This window comes from Pseudomonas sp. B21_DOA, from assembly GCA_030544685.1.
Taxonomy (GTDB): Bacteria; Pseudomonadota; Gammaproteobacteria; order Pseudomonadales; family Pseudomonadaceae; genus Aquipseudomonas; species Aquipseudomonas fluorescens_AO.
Genome location: CP086683.1, coordinates 3,696,368 through 3,720,739, shown reverse-complemented (window position 1 = coordinate 3,720,739; position 24,372 = coordinate 3,696,368). Strand labels below are relative to the sequence as shown.

General features: G+C 58.2%; 24 protein-coding genes, 1 tRNA gene and 6 pseudogenes. 14 read left to right on the top strand and 17 right to left on the bottom strand.

All coding sequences use genetic code 11. The annotated features are described in order from the left end of the window. The first annotated feature begins 38 nt into the window (after positions 1-38). Together LJU32_17315 and LJU32_17310 are read left to right on the top strand one after the other, a co-directional pair. Entirely contained in the window at positions 39-734 is a 696-nt protein-coding gene (locus LJU32_17315) for a heavy metal response regulator transcription factor (protein ID WKV91136.1), read from the top strand. Then, positions 707-2,095, top strand: coding sequence for a heavy metal sensor histidine kinase (locus LJU32_17310; GenBank protein ID WKV87468.1), 1,389 nt, complete (start codon positions 707-709; stop codon positions 2,093-2,095). Before LJU32_17315 ends, LJU32_17310 begins: the two co-directional genes overlap by 28 nt. Here the strand turns inward: LJU32_17310 and LJU32_17305 are convergent. Then, positions 2,067-2,573 (bottom strand): nuclear transport factor 2 family protein, encoded by a 507-nt coding sequence (locus LJU32_17305; GenBank protein WKV87467.1) that lies wholly within the window; start codon positions 2,571-2,573, stop codon positions 2,067-2,069. The two genes, LJU32_17310 and LJU32_17305, sit on opposite strands and share 29 nt — an antisense overlap. A 78-nt stretch (positions 2,574-2,651) precedes the next feature. After that, positions 2,652-3,409: pseudogene (locus LJU32_17300) on the bottom strand (SDR family oxidoreductase). Between the two features lie 222 nt (positions 3,410-3,631). Here LJU32_17300 and LJU32_17295 point away from each other — a divergent pair. Next, positions 3,632-5,089, top strand: coding sequence for an MFS transporter (locus tag LJU32_17295; protein WKV91135.1), 1,458 nt, complete (start codon positions 3,632-3,634; stop codon positions 5,087-5,089). A 1-nt stretch (position 5,090) separates the two neighbouring features. Here the strand turns inward: LJU32_17295 and LJU32_17290 are convergent, their stop codons facing one another. Continuing rightward, positions 5,091-5,951, bottom strand: coding sequence for a LysR family transcriptional regulator (locus LJU32_17290; protein WKV91134.1), 861 nt, complete (start codon positions 5,949-5,951; stop codon positions 5,091-5,093). A 118-nt stretch (positions 5,952-6,069) separates the two neighbouring features. On the opposite strand from LJU32_17290, the gene LJU32_17285 reads away from it, so the two are divergent. The 7 genes and pseudogenes from LJU32_17285 (at position 6,070) to LJU32_17255 (ending at position 9,913) form a co-directional block, all read left to right on the top strand. After that, positions 6,070-6,585 carry an NAD(P)-binding domain-containing protein gene (locus LJU32_17285; protein WKV87466.1) on the top strand — a complete coding sequence of 172 codons (516 nt, stop codon included), beginning with the start codon at positions 6,070-6,072 and terminating at the stop codon, positions 6,583-6,585. Beyond that, positions 6,561-6,920 carry an NAD-binding protein gene (locus LJU32_17280; GenBank protein ID WKV91133.1) on the top strand — a complete coding sequence of 120 codons (360 nt, stop codon included), beginning with the start codon at positions 6,561-6,563 and terminating at the stop codon, positions 6,918-6,920. Before LJU32_17285 ends, LJU32_17280 begins: the two co-directional genes overlap by 25 nt. 34 nt (positions 6,921-6,954) lie before the next feature. Then, positions 6,955-7,287, top strand: coding sequence for a chorismate mutase (locus LJU32_17275; protein WKV87465.1), 333 nt, complete (start codon positions 6,955-6,957; stop codon positions 7,285-7,287). 46 nt (positions 7,288-7,333) lie between these two features. After that, on the top strand, positions 7,334-7,987 hold the full coding sequence (locus LJU32_17270) for a hypothetical protein (protein ID WKV87464.1): 654 nt from the start codon (positions 7,334-7,336) through the stop codon (positions 7,985-7,987). Positions 7,988-8,219: 232 nt separating this feature from the next. Continuing rightward, positions 8,220-8,611, top strand: a pseudogene (locus LJU32_17265) (RidA family protein). A 35-nt stretch (positions 8,612-8,646) separates the two neighbouring features. After that, positions 8,647-8,883 (top strand): DUF4224 domain-containing protein, encoded by a 237-nt coding sequence (locus tag LJU32_17260; protein WKV87463.1) that lies wholly within the window; start codon positions 8,647-8,649, stop codon positions 8,881-8,883. Next, positions 8,884-9,913 (top strand): annotated as a pseudogene (locus LJU32_17255) (tyrosine-type recombinase/integrase). Positions 9,914-10,005: 92 nt separating this feature from the next. On the opposite strand, the gene LJU32_17250 reads toward LJU32_17255, so the two are convergent. Then, positions 10,006-10,140: transfer RNA gene (locus tag LJU32_17250), tRNA-Leu, on the bottom strand. Positions 10,141-10,333: 193 nt separating this feature from the next. Between LJU32_17250 and LJU32_17245 the strand changes: the two genes are divergently transcribed. The 3 genes from LJU32_17245 to LJU32_17235 all read left to right on the top strand — a co-directional run bounded on the left by LJU32_17245 (position 10,334) and on the right by LJU32_17235 (position 12,071). Beyond that, the gene (locus tag LJU32_17245; GenBank protein WKV87462.1) at positions 10,334-10,543 is read left to right on the top strand and encodes a hypothetical protein; all 210 of its coding nucleotides are present in this window, start codon (positions 10,334-10,336) and stop codon (positions 10,541-10,543) included. 82 nt (positions 10,544-10,625) lie between these two features. Continuing rightward, positions 10,626-11,351: a hypothetical protein gene (locus LJU32_17240; protein WKV87461.1), complete on the top strand. Its 726-nt coding sequence runs from the start codon at positions 10,626-10,628 to the stop codon at positions 11,349-11,351. A 24-nt stretch (positions 11,352-11,375) separates the two neighbouring features. After that, a complete protein-coding gene (locus LJU32_17235) occupies positions 11,376-12,071 on the top strand; it encodes an SOS response-associated peptidase family protein (GenBank protein ID WKV87460.1) in 696 nt (231 codons plus the stop codon). On the opposite strand, the gene LJU32_17230 is transcribed toward LJU32_17235, so the two are convergent. The 11 genes and pseudogenes from LJU32_17230 to LJU32_17180 form a co-directional block, all read right to left on the bottom strand. Continuing rightward, positions 12,068-12,298 carry a hypothetical protein gene (locus tag LJU32_17230; GenBank protein WKV87459.1) on the bottom strand — a complete coding sequence of 77 codons (231 nt, stop codon included), beginning with the start codon at positions 12,296-12,298 and terminating at the stop codon, positions 12,068-12,070. The two genes, LJU32_17235 and LJU32_17230, sit on opposite strands and share 4 nt — an antisense overlap. Before the next feature lie 48 nt (positions 12,299-12,346). Next, positions 12,347-12,768 (bottom strand): annotated as a pseudogene (locus tag LJU32_17225) (cell wall hydrolase). A 56-nt stretch (positions 12,769-12,824) separates the two neighbouring features. Further along, the gene (locus LJU32_17220) at positions 12,825-13,202 is read right to left on the bottom strand and encodes a phage tail protein (GenBank protein ID WKV91132.1); all 378 of its coding nucleotides are present in this window, start codon (positions 13,200-13,202) and stop codon (positions 12,825-12,827) included. Positions 13,203-13,543: 341 nt separating this feature from the next. Next, entirely contained in the window at positions 13,544-14,749 is a 1,206-nt protein-coding gene (locus LJU32_17215; GenBank protein WKV87458.1) for a hypothetical protein, read from the bottom strand. Positions 14,750-14,950: 201 nt separating this feature from the next. Next, positions 14,951-15,436: a hypothetical protein gene (locus tag LJU32_17210; GenBank protein WKV87457.1), complete on the bottom strand. Its 486-nt coding sequence runs from the start codon at positions 15,434-15,436 to the stop codon at positions 14,951-14,953. Further along, positions 15,433-15,786: a hypothetical protein gene (locus LJU32_17205; protein ID WKV87456.1), complete on the bottom strand. Its 354-nt coding sequence runs from the start codon at positions 15,784-15,786 to the stop codon at positions 15,433-15,435. Before LJU32_17205 ends, LJU32_17210 begins: the two co-directional genes overlap by 4 nt. 3 nt (positions 15,787-15,789) lie before the next feature. Then, positions 15,790-19,354 (bottom strand): annotated as a pseudogene (locus LJU32_17200) (phage tail protein). 495 nt (positions 19,355-19,849) lie between these two features. Beyond that, positions 19,850-20,457, bottom strand: a pseudogene (locus LJU32_17195) (tail assembly protein). A 42-nt stretch (positions 20,458-20,499) separates the two neighbouring features. Next, a complete protein-coding gene (locus LJU32_17190) occupies positions 20,500-20,922 on the bottom strand; it encodes a hypothetical protein (protein WKV87455.1) in 423 nt (140 codons plus the stop codon). A 2-nt stretch (positions 20,923-20,924) separates the two neighbouring features. After that, entirely contained in the window at positions 20,925-21,251 is a 327-nt protein-coding gene (locus LJU32_17185) for a hypothetical protein (GenBank protein WKV87454.1), read from the bottom strand. Positions 21,252-21,336: 85 nt separating this feature from the next. Beyond that, positions 21,337-21,558, bottom strand: coding sequence for a hypothetical protein (locus tag LJU32_17180; GenBank protein WKV87453.1), 222 nt, complete (start codon positions 21,556-21,558; stop codon positions 21,337-21,339). An 884-nt stretch (positions 21,559-22,442) separates the two neighbouring features. On the opposite strand from LJU32_17180, the gene LJU32_17175 reads away from it, so the two are divergent. Further along, positions 22,443-22,706, top strand: a complete 264-nt coding sequence (locus tag LJU32_17175; GenBank protein WKV87452.1) for a hypothetical protein — start codon at positions 22,443-22,445, stop codon at positions 22,704-22,706. Between the two features lie 127 nt (positions 22,707-22,833). Here LJU32_17175 and LJU32_17170 read toward each other — a convergent pair whose 3' ends face one another. Further along, on the bottom strand, positions 22,834-23,619 hold the full coding sequence (locus LJU32_17170; GenBank protein ID WKV87451.1) for a C40 family peptidase: 786 nt from the start codon (positions 23,617-23,619) through the stop codon (positions 22,834-22,836). A gap of 1 nt (position 23,620) precedes the next feature. After that, on the bottom strand, positions 23,621-24,370 hold the full coding sequence (locus tag LJU32_17165; GenBank protein WKV87450.1) for a phage minor tail protein L: 750 nt from the start codon (positions 24,368-24,370) through the stop codon (positions 23,621-23,623). Positions 24,371-24,372 lie beyond the last annotated feature (2 nt).

Here is a 24,372-nt window from a genome sequence, read left to right as displayed (position 1 = left end):
CTGAATCCCGTCATGAAGAGACCCGAGCGCGCCTGACGATGCATATCCTGCTGATCGAAGATGACACCAAAACAGGTGAGTACCTGAAAAAGGGGCTCGGTGAGTCCGGTTACAACGTCGACTGGACCCAGCACGGCGCCGACGGTCTGCACATGGCCTTGCATACGACCTATGACCTGATCGTGCTGGACGTGATGTTGCCCGGGATTGACGGGTTTCAGATCATCGAGCTGTTGCGCGCCAGACAAGACGTACCCGTGCTGTTCCTTACCGCGCGCGACCAGTTGCAAGACCGCATTCGCGGTCTGGAACTGGGCGCCGATGATTACCTGATCAAACCTTTCTCGTTTACCGAACTGCTGTTGCGCATCCGCACTATTCTGCGCCGCGGTGTCGTACGCGAAGCCGACCATTTCCACCTTGCCGATCTCGAACTGGATCTGGTCCGGCGCCGCGTGACCCGCCAACAACAGGTGATCGTGCTGACCAACAAGGAGTTCGCCCTGCTGCATCTGTTTCTGCGTCGAGCCGGCGATGTGTTGTCCAGGACACAAATCGCTTCGGAAGTCTGGGACATGAATTTCGACAGCGATACCAACGTGGTGGACGTCGCTGTCAAGCGCCTGCGCAACAAGGTCGACCAGCCCTACCCGATCAAGCTGATCCATACCATTCGCGGTATCGGCTATGTCTGCGAGGTGAGGCCATGCGGTCCCGACGCCAACCCTCGCTGACGCTGCGATCGACCGTGGCGTTTGCCATGGTCGCGATGCTGGCCGTGGCCGGCGCGGGCTTCTATCTGTATCAGACGATGAAAGCCTCGGTATTGGTCTACAGCGATCACGCGGTGATGGGCCGTCTGGAGCATTTTCGCAAGCTCCTGCATTACGAACTCGCCATCGAAAAGCTGCGCGACAGCCCGCAGATTTTCAAGAACATGCTCGACAGCGAAGACGACATCTTCATCATTGAAGAGCCGGGGCAGCCACCGGTCATCCAGGTCAATCCACTCAACGTCACGTTGCCTGAACTGCCGGTGATCGGCCAGGACACAAAGCTGAGCGTCAGTGATCTGCGCAGCGGCGTGACCGACTCGGGAACAAGGCTGCGCGCCGCCTCCGTAGTCACGACGTCGGGTGGCCGTGTAGTCCGATTGACGGCCGCCCACCTTATGGGCAAGGAAATGGCGATGCTTGCAGCGTATCGCGAGCGCATCTACCTGGCCGTGGCCCTTGCCTTTCTGGCAACCGCGTTGCTGGGTTATCTGTTATTGCGTCGCGGGCTGCGTCCGCTGCGCAAAATGGCCGCCCATGCCGCAGCCATAACGCCTGAGCGTCTGCACAGCCGTATGGACAGCGCCGATACGCCGGTTGAATTGCAACAGCTGAGTGACGCCTATAACGCGATGCTTGATCGTCTTGCTCAGGGTTATCAGCGACTGACGCAATTTTCCGCCGACCTTGCCCATGAAATCCGCACACCGGTCGGGTCGTTGATGGGACATTGTCAGGTTGCCCTTCGCCAACGCCGTAGCGAGGACGAGTATCAGGCGCTGATCGCTTCGAACCTTGAAGAACTCGAACGGATCTCGCGCATAGTCGAAAGCATTCTGTTTCTGGCGCGCGCCGATGAAGCGCAAGCCGTAGTGGAGCGCCAGCAACTGTCGCTGCATGACGAATCACAGCGCATCGCTGAGTATTTTGAGGGCTTGGCTGAAGAGCGGCGAATGAGCTTCCAAATAACGGGCGATGGTATCGTGCTCGCTGACCCCTTGCTGCTGCGCAGAGCGTTGAGCAACCTGGTGGCGAACGCTGTTCGCTACGCTTACGAGGGCACCGAGATTCTGATACGGGTATTGGAAACCCACGGAGGTGCCCGGATTGAAGTGGAGAACCAAGGGCCGGTGCTGGGCGACGAAACCCTGGGCAAACTCTTCGACCGCTTTTACCGTGGCGATGCGTCTCGGCACCAGAATTCCGACTCCTACGGGCTTGGCCTCGCCATTGTCGTGGCCATCATGCAACTGCATGACGGCCACGTGGGTGTCGAACAGCCAAGGGCCGGGACTATTCGTTTTTCGCTGTCGTTCCCTTGAGCTGCTCGAACGGTGCAAACTGTTCTTCGCCCGCTGCGGGTACCCAATCTTTTAACGGCGTCAGGAAATGCATTTCAAAACGACGTGACAGGAAGGCCCACTTTCCGTCCCGACGTTCAAACCTGTCGTGGTAAAGACCGCTGACTTGCACCGGGCCTTTTTCAATGTCATGAAACAGGCAATCCGCAGCTACCGTGCCCACTGCGCTGTCACCCTCGATTTCAATCAGCGGGTTGGCCATCCAGTGGTGCATATGGGGCATCTGGCGCCAGCTGTTTTGCGCCATCGCCAGGATTTCGTCACGGTTTCCAGCCTGGCCAAAACCCGGTAGATCCAATGTCGACTCTTCGTGCCAGATTGAGCTAAGAAGCGAGGCGTCGATGCGGTCGAAAGCATTGGCGTAGGCGCTGATCAGCGACTCGATGGCGGCGCGACTTTCCAGGGCGTCCAGTCGGGCTGTCAGTTGTTCATTGTTCATGATGAGGTTCCTGCAGGGGCTGCGCATAAGCGAGGAAGGCAGCCCTGCGCGAGGGCTGCGCTACGGTTGAGCACGTGGTCAGATCTGCGACAGGCCGCCGTCGACCATCAACTCCACACCGTTGACATATTTCGCATCGGCCGACGCAAGAAACAGCGCCGACGAGGCGATTTCTTCAGGCTCGGCCATGTACCCCAATGGCGTGATCTGCTCGACGTGCTGACGCAGCGCGGCGACGTCGCTTTCGCTCATCTTCAAGCCGTTATCCATCAGTGGCGTGCGGGTGAAGCCAGGGCTCAGGACATTCGCTCTGATCTTGCGACCTTTGAGTTCGTTGGCCCACGTCCTGGCAAAGGAACGTACCGCGGCTTTGGAGGCGTTGTAGAGGCTCAGTCCTTCCATGCCATTGCTGGAACAGATAGAGGCCGTCAGTACGATCGAAGCGCCATTTTTCAACAATGGCATCAACGTCTGTACAGTAAAAAAGACTCCTTTACGTTGATGTCGAACATGTTGAAATAGGCGGCCTCGGTGGTCTCGCCCAGCGGGTTCTTTTCACAAATACCCGCATTGGCAAACACTGAGTCCAGTTGATCGTCGTGCGCCTCGATCGTCGCCTTGAGCTCGTCCAGATCAACCTGGCGCGCGACATCGGAAATGACCGCGACCGCCCTGTCGCCAAGCTTGGCCACCGCAGCCTCCAGCGTGGCTGCAGAACGCCCGGTGATGTAAACGCGCCTGGCGCCCTCGGCAATCAAACCCTGTGCAATCGCAAATCCGATCCCGGTGGACGCGCCGGTGACGACTGCGACCTGATCAGCGAATTTACCTGACATAACTGACTCCTCGATTTCGGTTGTGTGGCTCGACTGGAACCACAGTGCGGCCATTTTGCGAGGAGGCAGGGGCGCAGCGGCACTGCCATAAATGAACATTGGCCGTTCATTTATGTGAGGCGTCAGCCAGGGTTTGATCGTTTAGATTGAAGTCAGCTTATTCAAAGCATGACTCGCAATCGAAAATATTCTGGAGCCGAAGGGTTTCAGAAAGGAGACCTTATGCCTGAGAAAATAGTAGCCCTTCCGGAACAGCGGCGCTGGCTGATGTTCGCCATCCTGTTGGTCGGTGCATTCTTGCCGCCGCTGGATTTCTTCATCGTCAACGTAGCGCTGCCTTCGATTCAGCAATCGCTGGGCACGGCCTCCTCTGCCGAACAGTTGATCATCTCTTCTTACGCGGCGCTGTATGCCGTGACACTGATCACCGGCGGACGGCTTGGCGACATCTTTGGCCGCATGAGAATGTTCTTCGTCGGCCTGATTGGCTTTGCCGTCGCCTCACTGATCTGCGGTGTCGCCGAGTCACCCTGGGTGTTGATCGCCGGACGCTCGCTGCAAGGCGTGACGGCCGCTGTCATGGCGCCGCAGGCACTCGCTTCAGTGCAGGCGATATTCCCTGAGTCGGAAAAACCCTTGGCGTTGAGCCTGTACGGTGCGGTGTTTGGTTTGGCGTCGGTCGTCGGCCAGGCACTTGGCGGGATTCTGATCTCGCTCAACCTGATGAACTTGGGCTGGCGGGCGATATTTCTGGTGAATCTACCGATTGCGTTGCTGGTCATTCTGATCGCCATCCCCGTGGTCAAGGAAACCCGCGCTCCCCAGACCAGCAAGCTGGATCTGGGTGGAACGCTGTTGTCGATGGTGACGCTTGCGGCGCTGATCGTTCCGCTGATCGAGGGACGTGAAGCGGGCTGGCCGTTGTGGGCCTGGCTGTCGCTGGCGGCGGCGCCACTGCTTGCCTGGCTGTTCTGGCGCTACGAAGCCCGTTTGTACCAAGCGCAAGGCGCGCCGTTGCTGAACCCTGCTGCACTGCGTGCGCCCGGGCTGGGCCGGGCATTGCTCGTCGCACTGACCTTCTACGCAATCGGTGTGTTCTTCCTGCTGTTTTCCATCTATTTACAGGGAGCGCTGCATACGAGCCCACTCAGTGCAGGTCTGGTCTTCCTTCCATTCGGCGCAGGTTTTTTGCTCGGGCCGCTCACCACCCATCTGTTCAGGCGTTTGCTGGGGTCTTATGTGAATCCCTTCGGAATGTCACTCGAAGTGCTGGGGTTCGTGCTATTGGCCTGGCTCGTGGCGCACACATCGACGGCCGTCACGCCCTCTGCGCTGTCCCTTGCCGTGATTCTCTTTCTGATCGGCTTCGGACAAGGACTGGCCCTTCCGACATTGATGCGCATGATCACAGGACGCGTGGCACCGGCGTATTCCGGCATGATTGCGGGCATCACCAGTTCCACCCTGCAAATCAGCACGGCACTGAGCGTGGCGATCATCGGTGGCATTTTTTACACGCTTCTGGGCAAGGACACGGACGCGGCGGCCATCACCCACGCCTTCACCGTCGCCGTACTGTGCATCGCTGCCTGTCTGGCCGTAGGCGCAGGACTGAGCCTGAGTCTGGCGCGCCAACCTGCTGCAGAGCTGCAAACGGCGGCCATGCACCCGGCAGAGTGAATCAAACGCCTGCCTGAGTGCCGATCATGACGGAGGCCAGGTCGGCAAGCGCGCGCAGGCTGTCCATCTGGCGCATGTCCTGGTGGTAGCCCATCCAAATGTCGCGGCCTGGTGGCGGTTCATCTGAATCGATCAGACGCAGCGCCGTCAACTGGTCGCCCAAAGCGCGGGGCAATACCGCGACGCCCTGCCCCTGCGCACACATTTGCGCCTGGACTGTGCGGCTGCTACTGGTAAACACGGTACGCGCCAGAGGGTAACGCTGCTGCAGCCACTGCACATCGGGATAATGGGACTGGGCAACACTCATGGTGATCAGACCCAGCCCGGCGCCCTGTGGCTCAGGGTCAGCAGATCCAACGGCTGCGTATAACCCGTAAGTCAGGGAGATCAGCTTGCGATGCACGATATCGGGTTCGGTGAACGGAACGATTCGAAACGCGATGTCGGCGTCGCGGCGAGCCAGATCAAACAATCGATGCCCGGCAATGACCTCGGGCACGATCAATGGATAACGCCGGCCCAGTTCACTCAGCACCGGGGCCAGGACATAACAGGCGAACCAGTCAGCGCAGGAAATGCGCAGCACACCTTCGGGCTGTGCGCTGTCCCCCGCGAGGCGCCTTTCGATGGCCAACGCACTTTGCTCCATTTCCTGCGCGAGGCTGAAGAGCTTCTCGCCGCTGTCGGTCAACACGAGACCTTGGTTGGTACGCAGGAAAACGGGTTGGCCACTGGACTGTTCCAACACCTGCAAGCGCCGTCCCACGGTCGGATGGCTGACCCCCAACAGCTTGGCGGCAGCGCCCAATGACCCGCTGCGGGCAATCGCGAGAAAGACCCGCACATCACTCCAGTCCATGCTCTGCCCCCGTACAAAAATGAACAGTGAGAGTGCAGCAATGGCAGTGCCGTAGCAATCCCGTGCCCGACATACTTGTCTGCATTCACCGTCGTCGAATACCAACCGGAGACTGCAAATGAAGATTGGTTTTATCGGAGTTGGAAGCATGGGCAGAGCGATCATTCCGCTGCTCGTCCGCGCAGGCCATCACGTCTCGGCATGGAACCGCAGTCACGCGGCGATCAAGGATCTCGAAGGCATCAGCGTTATCGAATCGCCGGCCTCGGCGTTCCAGCAAGAGGTGGTCATCACTCTTCTGGCCGATGATGCCGCTGTCAGGCAAGTGCTGCTCGCCAGCGCTGTTCTGGAAACTGCAGACAAAGCTTGCGTGCATGTCGTGATGTCGACCTTGTCGCCTTCGCTGATGTTGGAGTTGCAGCGCGAACATGAAGCCGTCGGCATGCCATTGATCGCGGCGCCGGTGTTCGGCGTGCCAGCCGTGGCGGCCAAGGGCGAGTTGAATATCCTGGCGGCCGGATCGCAGGCTGCTGTCTCGACCGTCCAACCGCTGTTCGACCTGCTCGGGAAAAAACCTGGTATCTGGGCCACCAACCTGAACAGGCCTGTATCGCGAAAATCGCCGGCAACATGATGATCACCCAAGCCATCCAGTCGCTGGGCGAAGCCAGCGGGCTCGTTCAACGCCACGGACTGAGCCCTTCGATTTTCATCAAGCTCATGACCCAGACCCTGTTCGCCTGCCCCAGTTATCAACGTTATGGGCGGAACATCGTCAGCAGCAATTTTGAACCGGGATTCAAACTGTCGCTTGGCCTCAAGGATATGAATCTGGCGATCGATGCGGGTCGTCTCAAGGGGCTGGAGTTGCCAGCGGCGGATGCCGTGCGATTGAAAATGACGTCGGCGGTAGCCAGGGGAGATGGCGACAAGGACTGGTCGGTTTTTGCTCAGCAGACGAATCATTGAGAAGCTCTTTCGAACACCTGTCACGAGGTCATTCATGGAAAACTCCGACATCGCGCGTCAACTCTCAACATTCAGGAAAACCATCGACAATATCGACGCCGCCCTCATCCACCTGCTCGCGGAACGGTTTCGCTGTACCGATGAGGTCGGATTGCTCAAGGCCCGATATCAGTTGCCTGCGGTAGACGAGGCCAGAGAGCAGCAGCAATACCAGCGTCTGGCAGCACTTGCTCAGGAGGCCGAGCTGGATACGGCCATCGTGCAGAGGCTGATGCAGTTGGTCATTGGCGAAGTGGTCGAGCGCCACAGGCAGATCGCCGCCAGGCATGCCCCGGCACCCGCCAATAACCCTGACCCTCGGGCCTGACCCCGGCGCCACTTATCGAAGCAATCAGACAAACGAGCAGAACCGCATGAAATGGCCAACGATCGAGCAAATTCGCAGCTTCACCGATTTACCCTATGGCTACAGTTGGGATTACCTGAAACGTGAGGAGATCAATGTCGCGACAGATTTTTTCCGGACATGGTTTCCCTCCATTTCGGTGGGGTTGGCAAGCCCGTTTCTGGACCAGCAGTTCTACGCAGACAACGTGGTGCTCGAAGACGATCCGGATCGAGGCATATTCGCTACCGTCGTCCGCCAGAACGATGAGATTGTCGCTATCGCCACGTGGGAAAAAATTGACGGTGCTGACGTTATTTTCGGGCGGGTCGGCGCGGTAGCCAAACCGCACAGACAAGCCAGACTGGCCGTTGCGGCCCAGGACCTGGGAGAAAAAATCGGCACGTTCATGGGCGCGGGGCTGATCTATGGCATGGCAACAACCCGCACGCCGTATATGCAACAAGCACTGGAGCAAGCCGGTTACAAAGCGGTAGGGATAATGCCTGGCTTGGACCGGGAAGAAACAGCACCTGGAATCGTGCGCAGGGTTTACGAAGTCATCTACGTAAAACGGCTCGCACCACACGCCGACTTTCTCATTCCTACCGGTCGTAACCTTACCCCTACAGTCGCGCGACTTTACGCAGATATATTTCAAGGTGATGACGACACGAACTGACGAGCCAGCCTAGCAGCGAACCAACCATCGAAATGCTTCTGATCAGTAACGCTACCGGCTCGCGCCTTTTGCATCGATCGAGGTAGCCACATTAGGTAATGAGTTCAACAAGACTCAGCAGCGGCTAAAAGCACCTGTGGGGTTGATTAATAGATGAGAAGTGAACTGAGTGGACGCGGCTCTGGCCCCTGAGTTAGCTTTCGTAACCGTTCTAACTTGGGGCTCCGCAATCATGACTGACCGTCAGATCATTGTTCCAGATGGCATGAGATTGATCTACGAGCGCGCGGGTTATGCACCAGCAGTAAAGGTAGGAAAACTCTCTACTGCGCGGGTCAGGTAGGCAGGACGCCGGAATTATCCGTCATTGAAGAACCTGAGCAGCAGTTTTTAGCTGCATGGGACAATCTTCGGATCGTTTTGGAGGCAGGTGGCTGTAAATTTGAAGATGTCGTAGAAATGACAACTTACCACGTCGACATGCACCGTCACATGCCAATTTTCAGACGCGTAAAGGATAAAGTCTTTCCGAGAAGTACTTGTGCATGGACCTGCATTGGTGTCAGTGAATTAGCTCGACCTGGCCTTCTCGTGGAGATCAAGTGCGTCGCAGTAGAGCGATAACCTTCTGACAACCACCTGCATATCCAGATCTTAAAATGGGTGACTACGCATGCGGTGGTAGATTCAAAATTACTCAGTTTCTTAGCCATGAACAGGTCTGCGAGCTGACTGGAGCTAAAACCAAAGCAGGTCAGATTACTGTGCTGAAGCGCAATGGCGTTCGTCACACCATCAAGCGCAATGGCTGGCCCTGCGTGATTGCCTCGGCGCTAACAGGAGTAGCTACAAGCGCGCCAGAAGCTCCGACTTGGCAACCTCGCTTGGTGGGATAAATGGGACGAAGACCAACAAAGCCGGGAAGCATTCCTCGCCTGCGCGAGCGAAAACGCGGCAGCACCATCTATTATCTTTATGACACTGGCGGGAAACCACGCAAGGAAATCCCGCTAGGTACCGATTACGGCCTAGCCATCTTGGAGTACGCAAAGCTCGAAAAAAGCCGAGTTTCACAAGCATTGACGCAAACCGTTCTTACTTTTGCTTACGTGGCCGAGCTATATATGAACGAGGTAGTTCCCACAAAAGCCCACGCCACCCAGAAGGACAACGCCCGCGAACTGAAAAACCTTCTCCTATTCTTCAACGATCCACCCGCTCCTCTAGAGGCTATCGAACCGAAACATGTCAGCCAGTACCTTCGTCATCGCGGTAAGACAGCCCCTATTCGTGCAAATCGGGAGAAAGCGTTACTCAGTTCCATCTGGAACTTTGCTCGCGAGAATGGCTATACCTCACTGGCTAATCCTTGCTCAGGCGTGAAGGGCAATAAAGAAAGCGGTCGCGACATATATGTCGAAGATGACGTTCTTGCCAGAGCCTACCAGCATGCCGATCAACCATTGAGAGATGCTTTGGACCTTTTCTATCTAACAGGACAGAGAGTCGCAGACACATTAAAGATGGATGAGCGCGACATAAAAGACGGGAAGCTTTCCGTACAGCAAGGCAAGACCGGGGCTAAGCGAAGGATCGAGATTATTGGTGAACTCAAAATCGTGATCGATCGAATCATGGAGCGAAAGGCCGGACACAAAATCAGATCAACACGTCTGGTAGTTATCGACTCTGGGCAGCCGATGACGCCCAGTATGCTCAGGAAAAGGTTCGATGACGCCAGGGAAGCAGCCGGAATTCCAAAGGCAGAATTTCAGATGCGCGACTTGAGAGCTAAAGCAGCGACGGATAAGGAGGAGTCGACAGGCAGCATCCGAGAGGCTCGGGACCAGCTCGGGCACACAACAGTCGGTATGACTGAGCAGTACATCAGAATGCGAGGGGATGAAGGTCACCCCTACGAAGTGACTAACGGTCACGAATTGCGGAAAAGATTTTTTGATTGCGGAAAAAGAACAAAGGGCTTGCACGAGGTATGTCATGCAAGCCCTTGATATTCGTGGTGCCCGAAGCCGGAATCGAACCGGCACGCCCTTACGAGCGGGGATTTTAAGTCCCGCGCCAGAATCAAGCGGGCTGCGGCTTGGATGCGATTTTTTGGGCCGCAATTCGATTCGAAAGACTGCCATTCGGCCCAATGTTTTCGCATACCGCAGAATGATTGCGGCCCGAAAAAAGACCTCAAATTTTACGTAAAGATTGAAATCCTATCGGGTACTGAGCAGCTGGCATTATGCCGACTCTGCATAGTCCAGCACTTTGCCCTTCTCCGGCGTTCTGCCGACATTGAATCCCCTGCTACTCTGGTTTCGTCCAAGGAGGAAACCAATGTCAAACTCTGATCTGCTCCCTTCCCTACTCTTCAAAATCAATGAAAACCAGCTCGCTCTTGAAGCCGCCATCATGGAGCTCACCCTCTGGGTCGAGCAGCGCGGATCCGCCGACGTCGCGGAAAACGTCCGCAGCTCTCTGGCCGCGCTCGATCGGAATGAAGAATTCATCAAAATGACCTTGGCTGTTTTGATGACGCCCGACTGACAGCTCGTCGCCTCACTCTCGCCCACGGGCTTCGCCTCGATTACTGTACATACATACAGCACTCGTACAGCGAACCCGTTTCATGAATTTCAACCAAGCAAAATCCCTTCGCCTTGATCGCTGGCGAGCCACTCTCGATGATCACGACTTCCGTAAGCAAAGCCCCGAAGCGCACCGGGCGACCTTGCGAGAAATGGCGATGGATTTGCTGAGTGAAGGCCTGATCGACGAGCTCGAGCAGTTCGACATGAACGAAATGGCCGACGCAGCTTATTGGCACGCAGTGGAAGAACTGCAGAGCTTGCCTGGCCAGTACCGGGGCGCATCGAGCTATGACGTGGTGCACATCGACAACGGGCAGTTGCTTGGCACCATCAGTCGGTCAATATTCAACTTCGCAAAGAGTGAGCCGCGCGGCGCTTACTCTGGCTATGACGGAAAGGTGTACTCCGAACCCGACGGAGTTTGGTTGTCGCTTGGAATCTCTCGTAGGGTCGGAAAGATTGCCGGGTTGGCGATGGAGATGAACGGTTGCCGGTACCGACTTATTGAAACCGAGCGAATGGTTGACGGCGTTACTCACCACCCTCTCGCGGATGCTGACGTCTACCGGGCGCTCGTCGATGCGGCGCAGGTCGCTCAAGAGGAGCGGGATCTTCGGGCGTTTGAAAAGTTACGCCCGCACATCGAGTCGGCGGCGTTCTGCATTTGTCCTGAGTGCCTCGATCGCTTCGGTGCCAGGGACGACTGCACGACATGCGCCGGAAAAGGTTTTGTGACGAAGCCAGCGCCAGCGGGTCTACGCTGAATCAGATCCCCCAAGGGCACGGCAATGTGCGGACGACTCACCCAATACAGCGGCATTCACGACTTCGTAGCAGCGCTCAGCATGCCGAACGCGCTGATCAACTCGGTGGGTGAGCAACCGCTCGAGCGGTACAACGCCGCGCCGACCACTCAATTGGCCCTCTTCCACCAGGAAGGTGAGTTTCTGCACGCGGACATGGTTCGCTGGGGATGGCGCCCGCATTGGGCGAGAGACCGCGCCGCGCCAATCAACGCCCGCGTGGAGAAAGTCGCCCATGGCCCGTTCTTCCGCGCGATCTGGCCGCACCGGGCAATCATCGCGATCAACAACTGGTTCGAGTGGGTCGATGAAGGGGAAGCGAAGAAGCAGCCCTACCTGATCAGGCACCGGGACCAATCCCCAATCCTGTGCGCAGCGATCGGCCAATACCCGAACGAGGAGCACGGCCCCGGCGAGCACGACGGCTTTGTGATCATCACCGCCGACAGCGCCGGCGGCATGGTCGATGTTCACGACCGGCGCCCTGTTGTTCTGCCGCCAGAGCTTGCCCGCGAATGGCTCGACCCGGCCACGCCAAAAGAACGCGCCGAGCAGATGGTTCTGCATGAGGGCGAGCCATCGGAGGCGTTCGGATGGTTCAAGGTCGACCGCGCCGTGGGTAATGTCCGCAATCAGGGCCCGTATTTGATTAAGCCGATCGAGGAAAACAGCCTGCTCTAAGTAGAAGTCAGCGCTCGCAGACGGTTCTCGGTCGCGTTGTCGAAGATGACGTAGAGCTTATCGATGGTGGACTCGGTTAAGGCGCGCGCCGACTCTAGGCCATAGATAAATCCTTCAGCCCTGGCGCCCGCCTTGGCTGCGATGATCATCGAGTCTGCACGCGCAATCTCAGCCAGAAGCTTGTCTGCAGCGCGCTCAATGTTCGGGCTCAGTTCTACACCTTCCATGCCGCCTCCTGCCTTGTTGGGATCAGCAACAGGATAGCGGCATCCGCCTCAGGGCACATCCTTGAAGAAGATGTGATGACCGAGCTTCAGTGTCTGCTTGGCCTTCGCCGCCCAGGCCGGCGCCTTGATGCTGGTGGCGTAGTAGTGGGTGGCACCGCCGGTCGGATCCGGCACCTTGCCGTCGATCACTTGGTCAGCAGCAATCCGGCACTGCGCCAGCTCGCGGAACGGTATCTGTTTCACGCCGATCAGGAACTGATAGTTCGGGTCAGTCTTGTTCCAGCAGCTGAACTGCCACGGCTTTTGGCAGACGCCGGCATAGCCTTCACCCCACCATGACTTCTCCTTCCCATCGAACACGCGATTGCGAATAGTCCAGGCCACGGCAACCTGCCCGGCGGGCCCTCGCCTCGCGCTTCGCCCCAGATCGTTCGCGCAAGGATGTCGCGGTCTTTTTCAGTGGGAATCATACTTTTCTCCAGGCATTAAAAAACCCGCCGAAGCGGGCGAAGTGGTTCCGTTACGATCAAACAGTCTCGGCAGTGACGAGCATGGGCGCAGCGACGATCTCGGGGATTGGCGGCTCGGTCGGCCAGACCGGCGCCTGATACCAGGTCGGCTGCGTCGTCACCTTGCCCAAATCGAACTTGTATTTTTTCCAAGCCTTGAGCGTTACGAGCAAAGCAGCCTGTTCGGCTTCGTCCTCCGCAGTTGCCTCGCCGATATCGATGCCGAATCCGATCGTATCGACCCGGTCTTGGATGCGCGCGATCTGGGTGACCGCTCTCGCATTCCGCGCAGTAAGATCAGCCTTGGCCTGTGCCAGATGCTCTGCCGCTGCCGCCGTCGCTTTCATCGCAGCGGTGATCAGCTTCGACCAGTCAATAACTCCGGCCGAGGCCATCGCGGGTATTGCCAGACTTGGCGCCTGCTGCTCTGCGTTTTCCTCTACAGGATTGGGTTCGGGGAAGACGACGGGGCCGTCCGGGACGTTGAGAAGAGGCACGGGAAACGCTTGTGCCTGGCTGTAGTTCCATGGGTTGGGCAGCAACAGGGTCAGCACCAGCTCCCCATCGACCTTGTCGACGTCCCCGGCGAACCACTCGCTGTTCAATGCATCACGCGGCAGAGTGTCGCCATTGCCCATCGGCGAGAAGTCGTAAACCAAACCGTTGACGGTCAGGACTTCGCCGCTTTTGGTTACTACCAATTGATCATCACGCCGCTGGGGGCTCAAGATAATTTTCATTCGTACCACCGCCCGATTGCGAAACAGTCGAAAGTGAAGGAGGTAGCATCAGATCCGGCGAAGCCGCCCAAGCTGAATGCCGAAATGTTTGCGGTTGTCGCGTTGCGAGAGTAGGCGCCGACGGACGTGACCCCTCGGGAAATACCAAGCGTTCCCACGATGTTCGCCGTAGCAAAGTTGTATGAGCTGAAAGGATGGGGGTAGGTCCAGATAAAGCCGATGTTCGACGCGTTGTAGAACCCGAGCGAGCCCTGGTTCGTCTGCGTGCAGATCAGCGTCCCGTCGGCAAACTTCACGTACGACCTGTTCGAGTTCGAGCTGCGCTCGATAATACCGCCCGTCGGTACACCGCCCGCCTGCGCAAGGGCGCCTAGGATGTTGGATCGGTCGTAGGCGAAAGCGATCGGCTTGCCGCTTGCGCGAGAGTAGTCAAGGCACGCCCACGACCCTAAGCCAAAACTCAGGAACTCAGCCGAATCGCCGGGCAGAGTCGTGATATTTGCGCCACCTGGCAGAATCAAATTCGAGCTGTTGTGCGTCAGGACGAGGCTGCCGGTGAAGCGCAGCGTGCGCCGCGCGCCCGAGGCGATTACACCCAAGCTCGTGATTGTCGTGTTCCCGCTGATGCTGACGATGTTCGAAGCGGCGGCGCCGATGTTTACCGTGGCCGCACTGGCAAGGGTGACAACGGTCGCCTCGTTCAGAGCGCCGGTCATTTTACCGCCAGCCAACGGCAGCGCGCCCAGATTGGTGAGCGCTTCTGGCGCATTATTCGCACCTGTCCCGCCGCGCACCACAGTCTGGATATCGAGAATGCCGAGACTGCTTTTCGCCCCCGCCAAAGTATCAGAGCCGGTCCCGCCCTTTTCCAGCGGCAGAATGTTGTAATTACCGGTGGTGCCCAAGGCCGCCAACTGCGCGCCGAACTGATTGACGAGGGCCCGCAGCGCGTCCGCCGATGCCTTCACATACCCCTGCATCGGAGCGATCGCGTAAATACCGGCCGCGTTGGTCGCGCCTTGGTAGTCCGGCGAGATCGACATGGCGGTATCGCTGGCGATGTTGGTGATCTCGTACCACCCACCATCGGGCCCCCGAAAGGCATCACCTACGCGCCCGTTGGACAGGAACGAAGTCCCGGTGCCGGCCACTGCGTTGGAATTTTGGACGACAGAAACCGTCCCGGTCTTGTACCAGGTCATTGACTAACTCCAGAAATAGACGAGCTCAGGCGAGCAATTTGGCGCAGAGGAAGGGCCGATGCCCCTGATCTGTCCAGGCGTTCGAGGCAAGGCTGTACATCAGGATTCGGCCGTTGGCGTAATCAACGCCCAGCGCGCAACTTCCGCCTGATGAGTTGTTGTGACAGGTCATCGTGAAAGGATTGATGGAAACGTATTCGCCTACACCCAGCGCCTTGTTGATCCCCATATATAGCGCTGCCCGACGCTAAGCTGCTCTGTGCCGATGTACGTCCAGTTTCCCGCCGCGAATGTCACGACCACTGCCGGCGCGCCGCTGTCGTAGCACAGCACACCATTTGGATCCCACAGGCGCAGACCGTAAGTGGCTGTCCCCATAGAAGCCCATGCCGCCACGAAATATTGACCGCTCAACGACTCGTTGACCTTCGACGCATTCATCGAAAACCCAGTCCAGTTGCCTGGACCACCGGTGAACCATACCGAATACGGAACCTGAATTACGCCGGTCTGGTCCGGACGAATGAACACTAGCGGCGGGTCTTGGCTGGTCACTGCGCGTGAAAATGTGGCCGTCGCGGTCGCCACCCCCGAATAGGAACCTTTGGTGAGCATGCAGAGCCGTGGCGCTTCGGAGTCGATCTGGACAAACGAGTTATCGTTGATGCTCTGAAAACCGTAGCTCATGTGGCAAACCTTATTGCATAGGCCTTCGAGACAACTTTCGATTGCAAGCCGGTCGTAGACGAGGGGTTTTTCGGCTGCACCACAACCTGACCGACCGCCGTCGTGACGTATGGATAGGATCGAAGGTTCCCCGACGAGTCATTCTCCGAAGGCTGCACGTCCTGTGCTCTCGTCGGGATGATCATGAACACGCAATTGGCCGGGTTGAAGCCGGGAATGTTCAGGGTGTAGCTGGGCGTATTACCGCTGAAATCGATCACGCCCTGCCAGATCACCTGATAGGTTGAGCTGTTTGTGTCCATAGCGAGCTGACCGCTCTCGTTGAACACACGAAGGCCGAATAGAGCCATGGATTACCCCAAATAGCCGAGACGAACACGCAACACGTTATTGGCGTCATAGACAGAAAGGTTCAGTGAGTTGATCACCAAGCGGCCCTGCCCCGGGACAATGCCGTTTATTTCCAGAGTGCCGTCTTTGTTCAGGATCCAGCCTTGCTGGCCCGCGATGTAGTTGGTGGAACTGATGTAGCTGCCGATCTTGGCGTTGGTGATCGTTCCGTCCTGAATGAACGCCGAGTTCATGAACACCTGCCCACCCTGCACGGCGAACGGCACCGCGATGGCGCCGCCGGCAATGGTGTTGACGATGGCGAACCGATCAGCGCTGACAAGGAACTGACTCTGCAATCCGGCTGGTCCGTTCTCGATACCCAGGCCCACACCGGCCGCGATGTACTGACCCGTCCCTGAGTTGTACTGCATCTTCACCGACCAACTCGCAGAGACCTTGCCGTTCACGTCATTGACGATGGACGTGTTTTGCTCAATCGCTGTTTGCTGCGTTCCGACGGTGGTGCTGAGCTGAGTGATTGCCTGGGCGGTGGCTTCTTTGTCAGTGGCAACCACCTGGCGCAGATCCGTCACGTTCGCCTCGTTCTCGCCCACCTTGGCATCCAGCGTGGAGATCTTCTGCGCACTGGCAAAGTTCTCAGAAGCCCTGACCTTGCTTTCAGAAGCGGCTGCTGCCGTGGTGCTCCAACCTTTCAGCGCGTCAGCGAGATCGCCCTCCCCGTCGTCATCCCGAAACGATGCGCGCAGTGCCTCGAACGCTGTCGCCTGCGCAGTGACAACGCCGTCGAGTTCGGTGATCTCGGTGGTGTTGGTCGCGACCTGCTGGGCGAGGCCATTGGCAGTTTCCACCGTCTGCCCAACGTCGAGCCAGTAGAGCGGATTCGGCGGAGGCGTTTCGGTGGGCACGGGGCCGGAGGCCTGGTAGATCCGTTTGCCCACCACGACTAGGTCATACTCCTCGTAGATGTCGTCAGGGTTATAAGTCTTCAGCCCATCCAGCGCATCGATCTGTGCCTGCAACCCCGGGATCTTGTCGATTTCGTCGAGGATGTCCTGCCCCAGCTCCGTGCGGCCGATCTCACCGGCGATCATTTCCAGAATTGCCGCGGCGTCAGCGCTCGATTGCCCCTGCACACCGTTGCCGATCGGATACCACGGACCGATGTTGCCGATCTTGTCGACGATGCGCCCCCAGAAATAGAAGGTCACACCGGCGCGCAGGCCGAGCATAGAGAAATCACTCTGCGGATAAGCCAAGTCTGTCAGCTTGGTCGCGGACTCAAGATCGGTCGTCGGCCCGTACCAGATCTCCGTGCGCTGGCTGTCCTCGGCGCCAGCAGGAAACCCCACTTGAGATAGATACCGAACAGCAAAGGTGTTGCGGTCAGGAACGCCAGCGCCGGCGGAAGACCCTGCTTCCCGCTGAGGTTGGTCAGGATCGAGTTGCGCCACGGCGACGTGATATCGAACGCGCTCACCGCACGCACCCGCGCCACGTAGGCACCGGCGTAGATGCCGACCACGTCCACGTTGGTCATGCCAGTGCGTTGCAGCCTGATCCAATTGCCGCTGTCCTTGCGCCATTCCACGTCATAGCCAACCGCACCGTCCACGGCTGGCCAGGTGATGGTCATGGTGGCCACGGCCATCCCCTGCACAACCGATGAAGTCGACGACAGCGATACGCTCGCCGGCGCCGGTACGACGGTGATCGGGATCACGCTGATCGGGCGTTCTTCCAGGCGGGCGCCGGTGTCGATGAAAGCGAACTTGCTCGGCTCGAACTGGAGCGCGCTGATTTCGTAGTCACCCTCGGTGGTGCGCTTGGTGCGCAGCACGCGATAGAGGGGATCGCCAAGTCATCGGCGTCCAGCGCCCATTGCAACTGCGCAACCGGCGGCTCGCTGTAGGCGACCGTGACGGTCACGGCGCGGCCGTTGACGCTTTGCACTGTGCGACCTTCGGCGCGGCCGCCCGGCAGGTTGATGATCAGCCTGTCGCCGGCCTTGGCCTGGGTGTCGCGATCGAGCGTGATCACCCGCCCCGCCACCGCCGAGATCCGGCCGCCCACTTCGCGACCAGCCAGCAGCGAATCCGCCACTGGGATGATGTGCCCGGGCAGCGGAATAACGCCTTCCATACCGGTCTTGAACGAGACGGTGCGGTCTTGGTTGTTGCTGAGGATCGCCCACTTGCCACGGCGCTGGGCCTCGGAGGCGCGCGTGCAGCCAATGGCGCTCAGCTCGGTCGGCCGGTCGCCGTAACGGCGTTGCAGATCCAGGTCAGCGAACGGAATGACGTCGGTGTCGTAGTTGTTCGCCGGGTTGTCGTAGCTGACCAGCGCCCGGGTGTAACGGGTTTTCGCCGAGGCGCTGCCGTAGGAGAACTTGCCGTCGATGACGTTTGATCGAGTGAACACATAGTCGAAGTCCTGCGCGCGCGGCATGTCCGCCTGCATCACCAGCTGTCCCTGCGCCCAGTACGTCATGCCCCGGTAGATCGCCGAGATATCGCGCAGCAGCGTCCACGCATCAGCCTTGCCCTGCAGGTTCATGTCGCAGAGGAAGCGCGGTTCATGACCGCCCAGGCCGTTCGGCACCAGCTGGTCGCAATACTGGGCGATGCGGTACAGCTCCCACTTGTCGACCATGAACGGCTTGATGCGCTTGCCCAGGCCGAAGCGGTCTTCGGTGCAGATGCCGTAGGTGATCCACGCCGGGTTGTTGGTCCAGGCAGATTTCATCGAGCCATCCCACGTCCCGGTATAGGTGCGCGCGATCGGGTCGTAATTGCTCGGAACCATCCAGCGGCGCGCCTTGCACTTCACGGTGACGGCGGGGATGTTGGTGAACTGCTCGGCGTCGAATTCGATATAGAGCAGCGCAGTGTTCGGGTAGCGCAGCTTGGCGTCGATCACCTCGGTGTAACCGGCCACCAGCATGGTGTCGGCGATCTTGTTGGTGTTTTGGTTCGGCGTCAGGCGGCGCACGCGGATCTGCCAGCCAGTTGTTGCATCCGGTAGATCGATGCGGCGCGAGCGCTCGTAGCGCGTGGTGGTCTTGCCGTCGACGGCGTCCACCAGCACCTGCTGATAGGCGCCGCCGTCAGTTGCGACGTCGATCGCGTATTCGATCCGGTACCCGCCGACATTGCCCTGGTCATCGGAGCGTTGCAGCGCCGGCCAGGCCAAACGCATGCGCACGGCGGAAAGCTGGGTGTTGGTGATCGAGCGCACCCACGGCGAATCGCTGCGCAGCTCAATGTTCAGCGAAGTCTCGTTCTCCACGGACGGAATGCCGGGAATGTACGTCTGATCCACCGAGCCCGGGCGCCAGTCCCACTTCACGTTCGGGAAGTTGTAGTTGCCGCTGGCATCGCGGATCGGTGTGTTGTCCAGGTAGATGTCGTAATCGGTCGGGACGCTGTCGAACTCACCCTCGCCCACGGCGATCAGCAGCTTGGCCAGGTTAGTCGAGCGCAGGCTGTCGCTGGCTTCGGTCGGCGATTTCGGCTTGCTGCTGCCGCCCTTCTCGCCGCGGATGTCGATCTGTGCTGCTGCGCCCATGGTTTCCTCCAGGCGTAAAAAAACCCGCCGAAGCGGGTTAGGTGGTGATCTGTGCGGCGGAGTTTCTGAGACTGCGGGCAGATGGAGAAATTCTAAAGACAGGTCTTGGCGCTCGCGGCGCGGCGATCGATTATCCATCCCATGCTGCCGCTAGAGTAGAACCGAACTATGGTTTGCCCTTTTTCGCCGATAACGTCCGCCATCTCTCTGTTTCCGGCGTTAACCACAGACTTTCCACCGCCTGGGCGAGGCTGAAGGCTCACCGCGTAGTGAACCCCCGCCAGGGACTGGTTTTGCCAGGCATAAAGGATGCATTCTGCGACCTGCTGCTCCGGCTTCTGGGTTGTGAAAGTCTTCTCAGGCCCCTCTGCCCGCATATCTTGGAGTGATGTGGTACAGCCGCCAAGAGCAACAACACAACAAACTGCCGCGATAATCCTTTGCATCGTCTTCCCTCCGAAAATGGCGACTGTATCACCGGCCGGTCCCAGGCCGTTAAGCTTTGTCTTCAGCCAGGATTGACGCAGAGATGATCATCCCGCCCCACCGGCGTTCACCGATGCAGATCGGTACCGGGTTGCCGCTGGCAGTGGTGTTCTTGGAGCTGCCGAAGGCGTAGGACGGAGAGTTTTCGGGGATGCGCTTTGCTTCAGTCCAGAGGCTTGCGGACTGAGCATTTGAATGACGCCGCCGATCGCCATCGACGCGCCGGCCGCATATAAAAACGGCGATGCGGCTGCAAACGGAGTGAATGACAGCACATAGGCTGCGGCGATCATCGCTGTGCCGATAATGGTCTGTAACCCGCCAGCACGCTTGCTGCCACCAATCACTGGAACAATGCGGATTTCCCGTGTACCGCCGAGATCGAATCCGTCCATTCCGATGTTTGCGCGATTGCGGAAGATCGCAAACTTCAGTCCAAGGCGCTCCAGTCGTTTAATTTCCTCGGCGAACCCATCAATGGTCGCATTGAGCGCACGGAACACCTCCACGGCCGATCCGCCGTCGAGATGGAATGGCTTGCTTCGAAAAAACTTCTTCGCAAGCGAGCCCGACAACATGACTTTCGTCATTGGCGTGTAGGTAATTGCTGAGCACATGCCATTCTCCAGGCAATAAAAAACCGCCCGGAGGCGGTCTGTTCAGAGAGTCGTGGGCAGTATGTCGATCTGCCCATCGCCCCCGGTGAAAATTCGATATTTCTTGATCGCGCCGTCTTTCACGATCGCTTCCCTCTCCACTCGGGCCGCACCCATGGAGCAGATGCCAGAGCCGGTGTAAGCGGCGCCAACTGAAACCGAATCAGGCGGCAGATAGAAAGATGCCTTCTGACCCGGATCGAGCTTGGCAGCTTGTTTGCCATCGATAAAAACGGCCATTGAACAAAGGCTTCCGGTCTGCCCAGAGTCGCGGATCACTTGCAGTGTCCCATATGCCCCTGATGGCTTGGCCTGGTAGGCCGACAGCTGGCTGGCCGGCGCCTGCTTGGCTTCATTGGAAGGCGTCGGCGAAGTTGCACACCCCGCCAACAGCGCTACCGCCAACGCTCCTATCAATGTCCGCATATTTACTCCTTATGGTCTCGCACGCTGAAGGTGAAGAAATAGAACGAAATTTTTTCGTCCTCAATATCTCTCAGCTCATACCTGATTCTATCGAGACCGTCGTCGATACGAGTCACCACGAGGTCCATGAATTGGGTCAGCCCGCCACCGAAACCGCTTAGGTTCAGTGAGCTGACGTCACGAAAAACGGCCGTCACGCCCTCGGTTTCAGGATCATCGGCAGAAGACATGGTCAGCGTGAGGTTGTATTTGAAATCCACCATTTCGAGCCGCATCGAAGCTACGCAGTTGTTCTCGAAAAAGAGCTCGTTGAGGCGCGACAGCTCCATTTAAAACCTCGAGGACAAGGCAGGTGCTGCACTGCCCCAGGTAAACGCTCCGATATTTAATTTCACGTGGTCGATTCCATTGTATTCAGTTGTCGATTTTTTCATCGGAAATTATTCGACGCTGGTTTTCACCGCCGTCTTCAAGTAGGGCCTTTAAAGCCTTGGCGCGGCGGTCAAGGCAAGCATTAAATCCTGGGCTTCCAGGATCACCGGAATCTAAGCACGGATCACGATTATCGAGTGGCTGCCTTTTGTGTGAACACCCAAAAAGGAGCACTACCGCCAGCGCTCCTACGATCAATTTCATGTAGGTCACTCTGTGGAAAAGGGGTGCAAGATATCACTGGCGCACGTTACTTCGAATCCCAGCGTGTAATGGAGCTCTTCACATACTTATTCGGCTGAACGCATATGCCTGATCGTATTGGAGGAAGCTGGATTGGCGGGAGGTCGCCTAGCCTGTGGGCGACTGTGACGCAAGAGTTGCGCTCTCCTGCCTGATTAGTCCATACCAAATGTGCCTCGTAATCCACTCCGGGCTCGGGCACGAATGTCCTAGCAGGAGGCATGCAAACACCGTCACCGACGTATTTGATATCCACTACAAAAGGCTTGCCAGCGGGAACCACCATTTCTGAAAATTTTTCATTCTGAGCAGTTCCGTTAGTGAGCCACCATGAGTTAGGCATCCCGATGCTGAGTTTTGAGTTGTTCTGTACACGCTGTAGATGCGCCTCAGGACGAGGTTTATTCTTGGGTCTTACGGGCAACTCGGCGCTCAACGCTTCGCAGGAATACCCCACGCTATAGCTGGCCTCCAGGAACGAAACTCCGGTGTAAATTCTGACTCGTGACATAGTTGCAGGATCATATTTGACCTCAACGAATTCAACCTTTGGAGGCGCTGGAGAAGGACTGTGAGAGCTGCACGCTTGGAGTAGCAGCGCAGCACAGATGAGAGCTTTTTTCACTGATATTCCGTGGCATAACCTAAAGACCCAATGATAGCCTCTAGCCATCACTACACACAATCAGCACCGGCGTTAGCCGCTGTACGAATCACCACTAACGCCCCGCCGTTCTCCAATAGTAGCCTCTTGCCCTCACGCAACGGATTCCCCAGTCCTTCGCCTGCAAGCCCAAGGACTGGGATTGCGCCAATTTCGGCGCGTTTATGACCTGGAGGTCAATGTGAGTGAGCAGCCTGTAACACAGATTGATGATGCAATAATGCAATTGACGAACGCGGTTCTTGCCCTTACCCATGTTCTTGCGCAACAAAGCCCAGACTTGACCAAGGGATACCTGGGCGTCGCAATGCACGGTTCGGCTCAAGGCGGATATGGCGACGCGCTGATAAAAGCGATTTGGGAAAAAGCTTTCCCCGGTGCCGCGCTTCCGGTAGCACTTTCCGAAGAAGAGTACGCGCAGAAATTCGGCAAGCCTAACGAGTAAGCTTCAACGAGACGGCGGCATGCTTCAAAGCCTGCGAGGCAATGAAAATGCTGCCGTTCTCGTCTATGAACCAGATAGATCGCCCTGCCGTATCTTTCGCATTGCTGCTAATTATCTCGCTCATAATTTACTCCTGCGGCTGCGCCGCTGATGTGATTGGGTGTGCGTTTTTGTGCCTAAGAATCAAGCGTGTCCGGTCAAGCCAAGGCCCGCCGAAGACAATGACCTCTGATGGCCTGCCATACAGGTGGTGCAGCAGGAACGGGCCAGGGCCAAACGTGGCGGCATCTTCACCAGGCAGAACCGAATCAGCGCCGAGGAAGATCCCCGCGTGGTTCGGGTAAACCGTCCGACCTACCTCCATGACGATCATGTCGCCGCGCTGCGGATGGTCGACGCGGTAAAAGCCGGCGGCTTCGTAGTTCGCTTCGTACAGGCTGGTGTTGTCCTTGCTCTCCCACCAGCCATCCGCGCGCTTGAACGCTTCGAATTCCAGCCCCCACTCGCGCTTATACCAATCGGCGCACACCTGCCAGCAGTCCCAAGCCCCGTGCACAAATGGCCGTTTCAGCAGCGGCACCTCGCCGGTCGGCACGATGGTCCGCAGATCGCCTTCCGGCCAGCTCAGGATGTGCCAGGGCATCGCCGTTGCTTCGCACATGGCAAGGTCACGCGACGACGGCCTGCTGGTGGCATCCGGATGCGAATGAATTACGCCGATTACTTCGCCTTCGTCTTCGGCCGCGGCGTACTGCACCGGATCGATCCGGAACTCTTCGTTCGGCTCAGTCGAAACGTTGATGCAGGGGAAGTATTGTTGCCTGCGCCCGATCGCCAGCAGCAGGCCGCAGCACTCTTTCGGGTACTCGGCCGCCGCATGCGCCTGGATAGCATTCAAGATGTGCTTTCGCATGTCAGCTCCGTGCGATTAGGGAAACGGCCGGGAAGCCACCGAACGGCAGCGGGTTTCCCTCGCCGAAGCGCGGGATGCAGCCCTTGCCCAGCGTGGCGTCGCATTCGTCCAGTTCTGGGTTGTCGGTAATGACACCGTCCTTCGTCACGTAGGGCCCGGTGTAGCCACAGTTCGGCCCGCGATATCCGCCGGTAAGGCACCAGTGGCACAGCGTTGTGGCCTGCCGACCGATTGACTCGTTCCCCACGTCGCCCGGGCTCGCCAACTCCCAGCTGACCGTCTCCCCGTCCTCATTCGTCTTCTGGTCGATGTACCAGACCTCAATCGTCTCTTGGGTTGGGTCAGCTGTTGGGTTGCCGGCCGGAAAGTTCGCCGCGTCGAGGTAGCTGCCCAGCGTGTGGCGCATCGTCAGCTTGAATTCGAGCAGATCCTCGAAAGCCAGACAAAGCGCGGTGATGCGCCCGTTGACGTTGCCGACGGACAATGTCGGCCGGACCGCCGTGCCGTCGCCGTTCGCCTCTATGCCGTCGATCTGCATCGGCCAGGCGCTGTACTCGTTGCCCTGCCAGTAAATCGCTTTCGCCGGCAGTTGGTCAGCATCGGCGCCGGCTGCGATCAGCTCGGCCGGCGTGTGCGGTATCGCGTGCCCATGGAAGCGCAGCACGTCCGCGCCATAGTCCGTGCCGTCCAATTCAAAGAGCAGCACTTCGCTGCCAGGTTCAAGGACCTGGATGTCACTGATCAGCGGCATGG

What these genes read in the sequence shown, in the direction of transcription:
- LJU32_17315 (WKV91136.1), top strand. Translation starts at nt 39, where the DNA reads ATGCATATCCTGCTGATCGAAGATGACACCAAAACAGGTGAGTACCTG.
- LJU32_17310 (WKV87468.1), top strand. Translation starts at nt 707, where the DNA reads ATGCGGTCCCGACGCCAACCCTCGCTGACGCTGCGATCGACCGTGGCG.
- LJU32_17305 (WKV87467.1), bottom strand. Translation starts at nt 2,573, where the DNA reads ATGAACAATGAACAACTGACAGCCCGACTGGACGCCCTGGAAAGTCGC.
- LJU32_17295 (WKV91135.1), top strand. Translation starts at nt 3,632, where the DNA reads ATGCCTGAGAAAATAGTAGCCCTTCCGGAACAGCGGCGCTGGCTGATG.
- LJU32_17290 (WKV91134.1), bottom strand. Translation starts at nt 5,951, where the DNA reads ATGGACTGGAGTGATGTGCGGGTCTTTCTCGCGATTGCCCGCAGCGGG.
- LJU32_17285 (WKV87466.1), top strand. Translation starts at nt 6,070, where the DNA reads ATGAAGATTGGTTTTATCGGAGTTGGAAGCATGGGCAGAGCGATCATT.
- LJU32_17275 (WKV87465.1), top strand. Translation starts at nt 6,955, where the DNA reads ATGGAAAACTCCGACATCGCGCGTCAACTCTCAACATTCAGGAAAACC.
- LJU32_17270 (WKV87464.1), top strand. Translation starts at nt 7,334, where the DNA reads ATGAAATGGCCAACGATCGAGCAAATTCGCAGCTTCACCGATTTACCC.
- LJU32_17260 (WKV87463.1), top strand. Translation starts at nt 8,647, where the DNA reads ATGGGTGACTACGCATGCGGTGGTAGATTCAAAATTACTCAGTTTCTT.
- LJU32_17245 (WKV87462.1), top strand. Translation starts at nt 10,334, where the DNA reads ATGTCAAACTCTGATCTGCTCCCTTCCCTACTCTTCAAAATCAATGAA.
- LJU32_17240 (WKV87461.1), top strand. Translation starts at nt 10,626, where the DNA reads ATGAATTTCAACCAAGCAAAATCCCTTCGCCTTGATCGCTGGCGAGCC.
- LJU32_17235 (WKV87460.1), top strand. Translation starts at nt 11,376, where the DNA reads ATGTGCGGACGACTCACCCAATACAGCGGCATTCACGACTTCGTAGCA.
- LJU32_17230 (WKV87459.1), bottom strand. Translation starts at nt 12,298, where the DNA reads ATGGAAGGTGTAGAACTGAGCCCGAACATTGAGCGCGCTGCAGACAAG.
- LJU32_17220 (WKV91132.1), bottom strand. Translation starts at nt 13,202, where the DNA reads ATGGCCTCGGCCGGAGTTATTGACTGGTCGAAGCTGATCACCGCTGCG.
- LJU32_17215 (WKV87458.1), bottom strand. Translation starts at nt 14,749, where the DNA reads ATGACCTGGTACAAGACCGGGACGGTTTCTGTCGTCCAAAATTCCAAC.
- LJU32_17210 (WKV87457.1), bottom strand. Translation starts at nt 15,436, where the DNA reads ATGAGCTACGGTTTTCAGAGCATCAACGATAACTCGTTTGTCCAGATC.
- LJU32_17205 (WKV87456.1), bottom strand. Translation starts at nt 15,786, where the DNA reads ATGGCTCTATTCGGCCTTCGTGTGTTCAACGAGAGCGGTCAGCTCGCT.
- LJU32_17190 (WKV87455.1), bottom strand. Translation starts at nt 20,922, where the DNA reads ATGCGGACATTGATAGGAGCGTTGGCGGTAGCGCTGTTGGCGGGGTGT.
- LJU32_17185 (WKV87454.1), bottom strand. Translation starts at nt 21,251, where the DNA reads ATGGAGCTGTCGCGCCTCAACGAGCTCTTTTTCGAGAACAACTGCGTA.
- LJU32_17180 (WKV87453.1), bottom strand. Translation starts at nt 21,558, where the DNA reads ATGAAATTGATCGTAGGAGCGCTGGCGGTAGTGCTCCTTTTTGGGTGT.
- LJU32_17170 (WKV87451.1), bottom strand. Translation starts at nt 23,619, where the DNA reads ATGCGAAAGCACATCTTGAATGCTATCCAGGCGCATGCGGCGGCCGAG.
- LJU32_17165 (WKV87450.1), bottom strand. Translation starts at nt 24,370, where the DNA reads ATGCCGCTGATCAGTGACATCCAGGTCCTTGAACCTGGCAGCGAAGTG.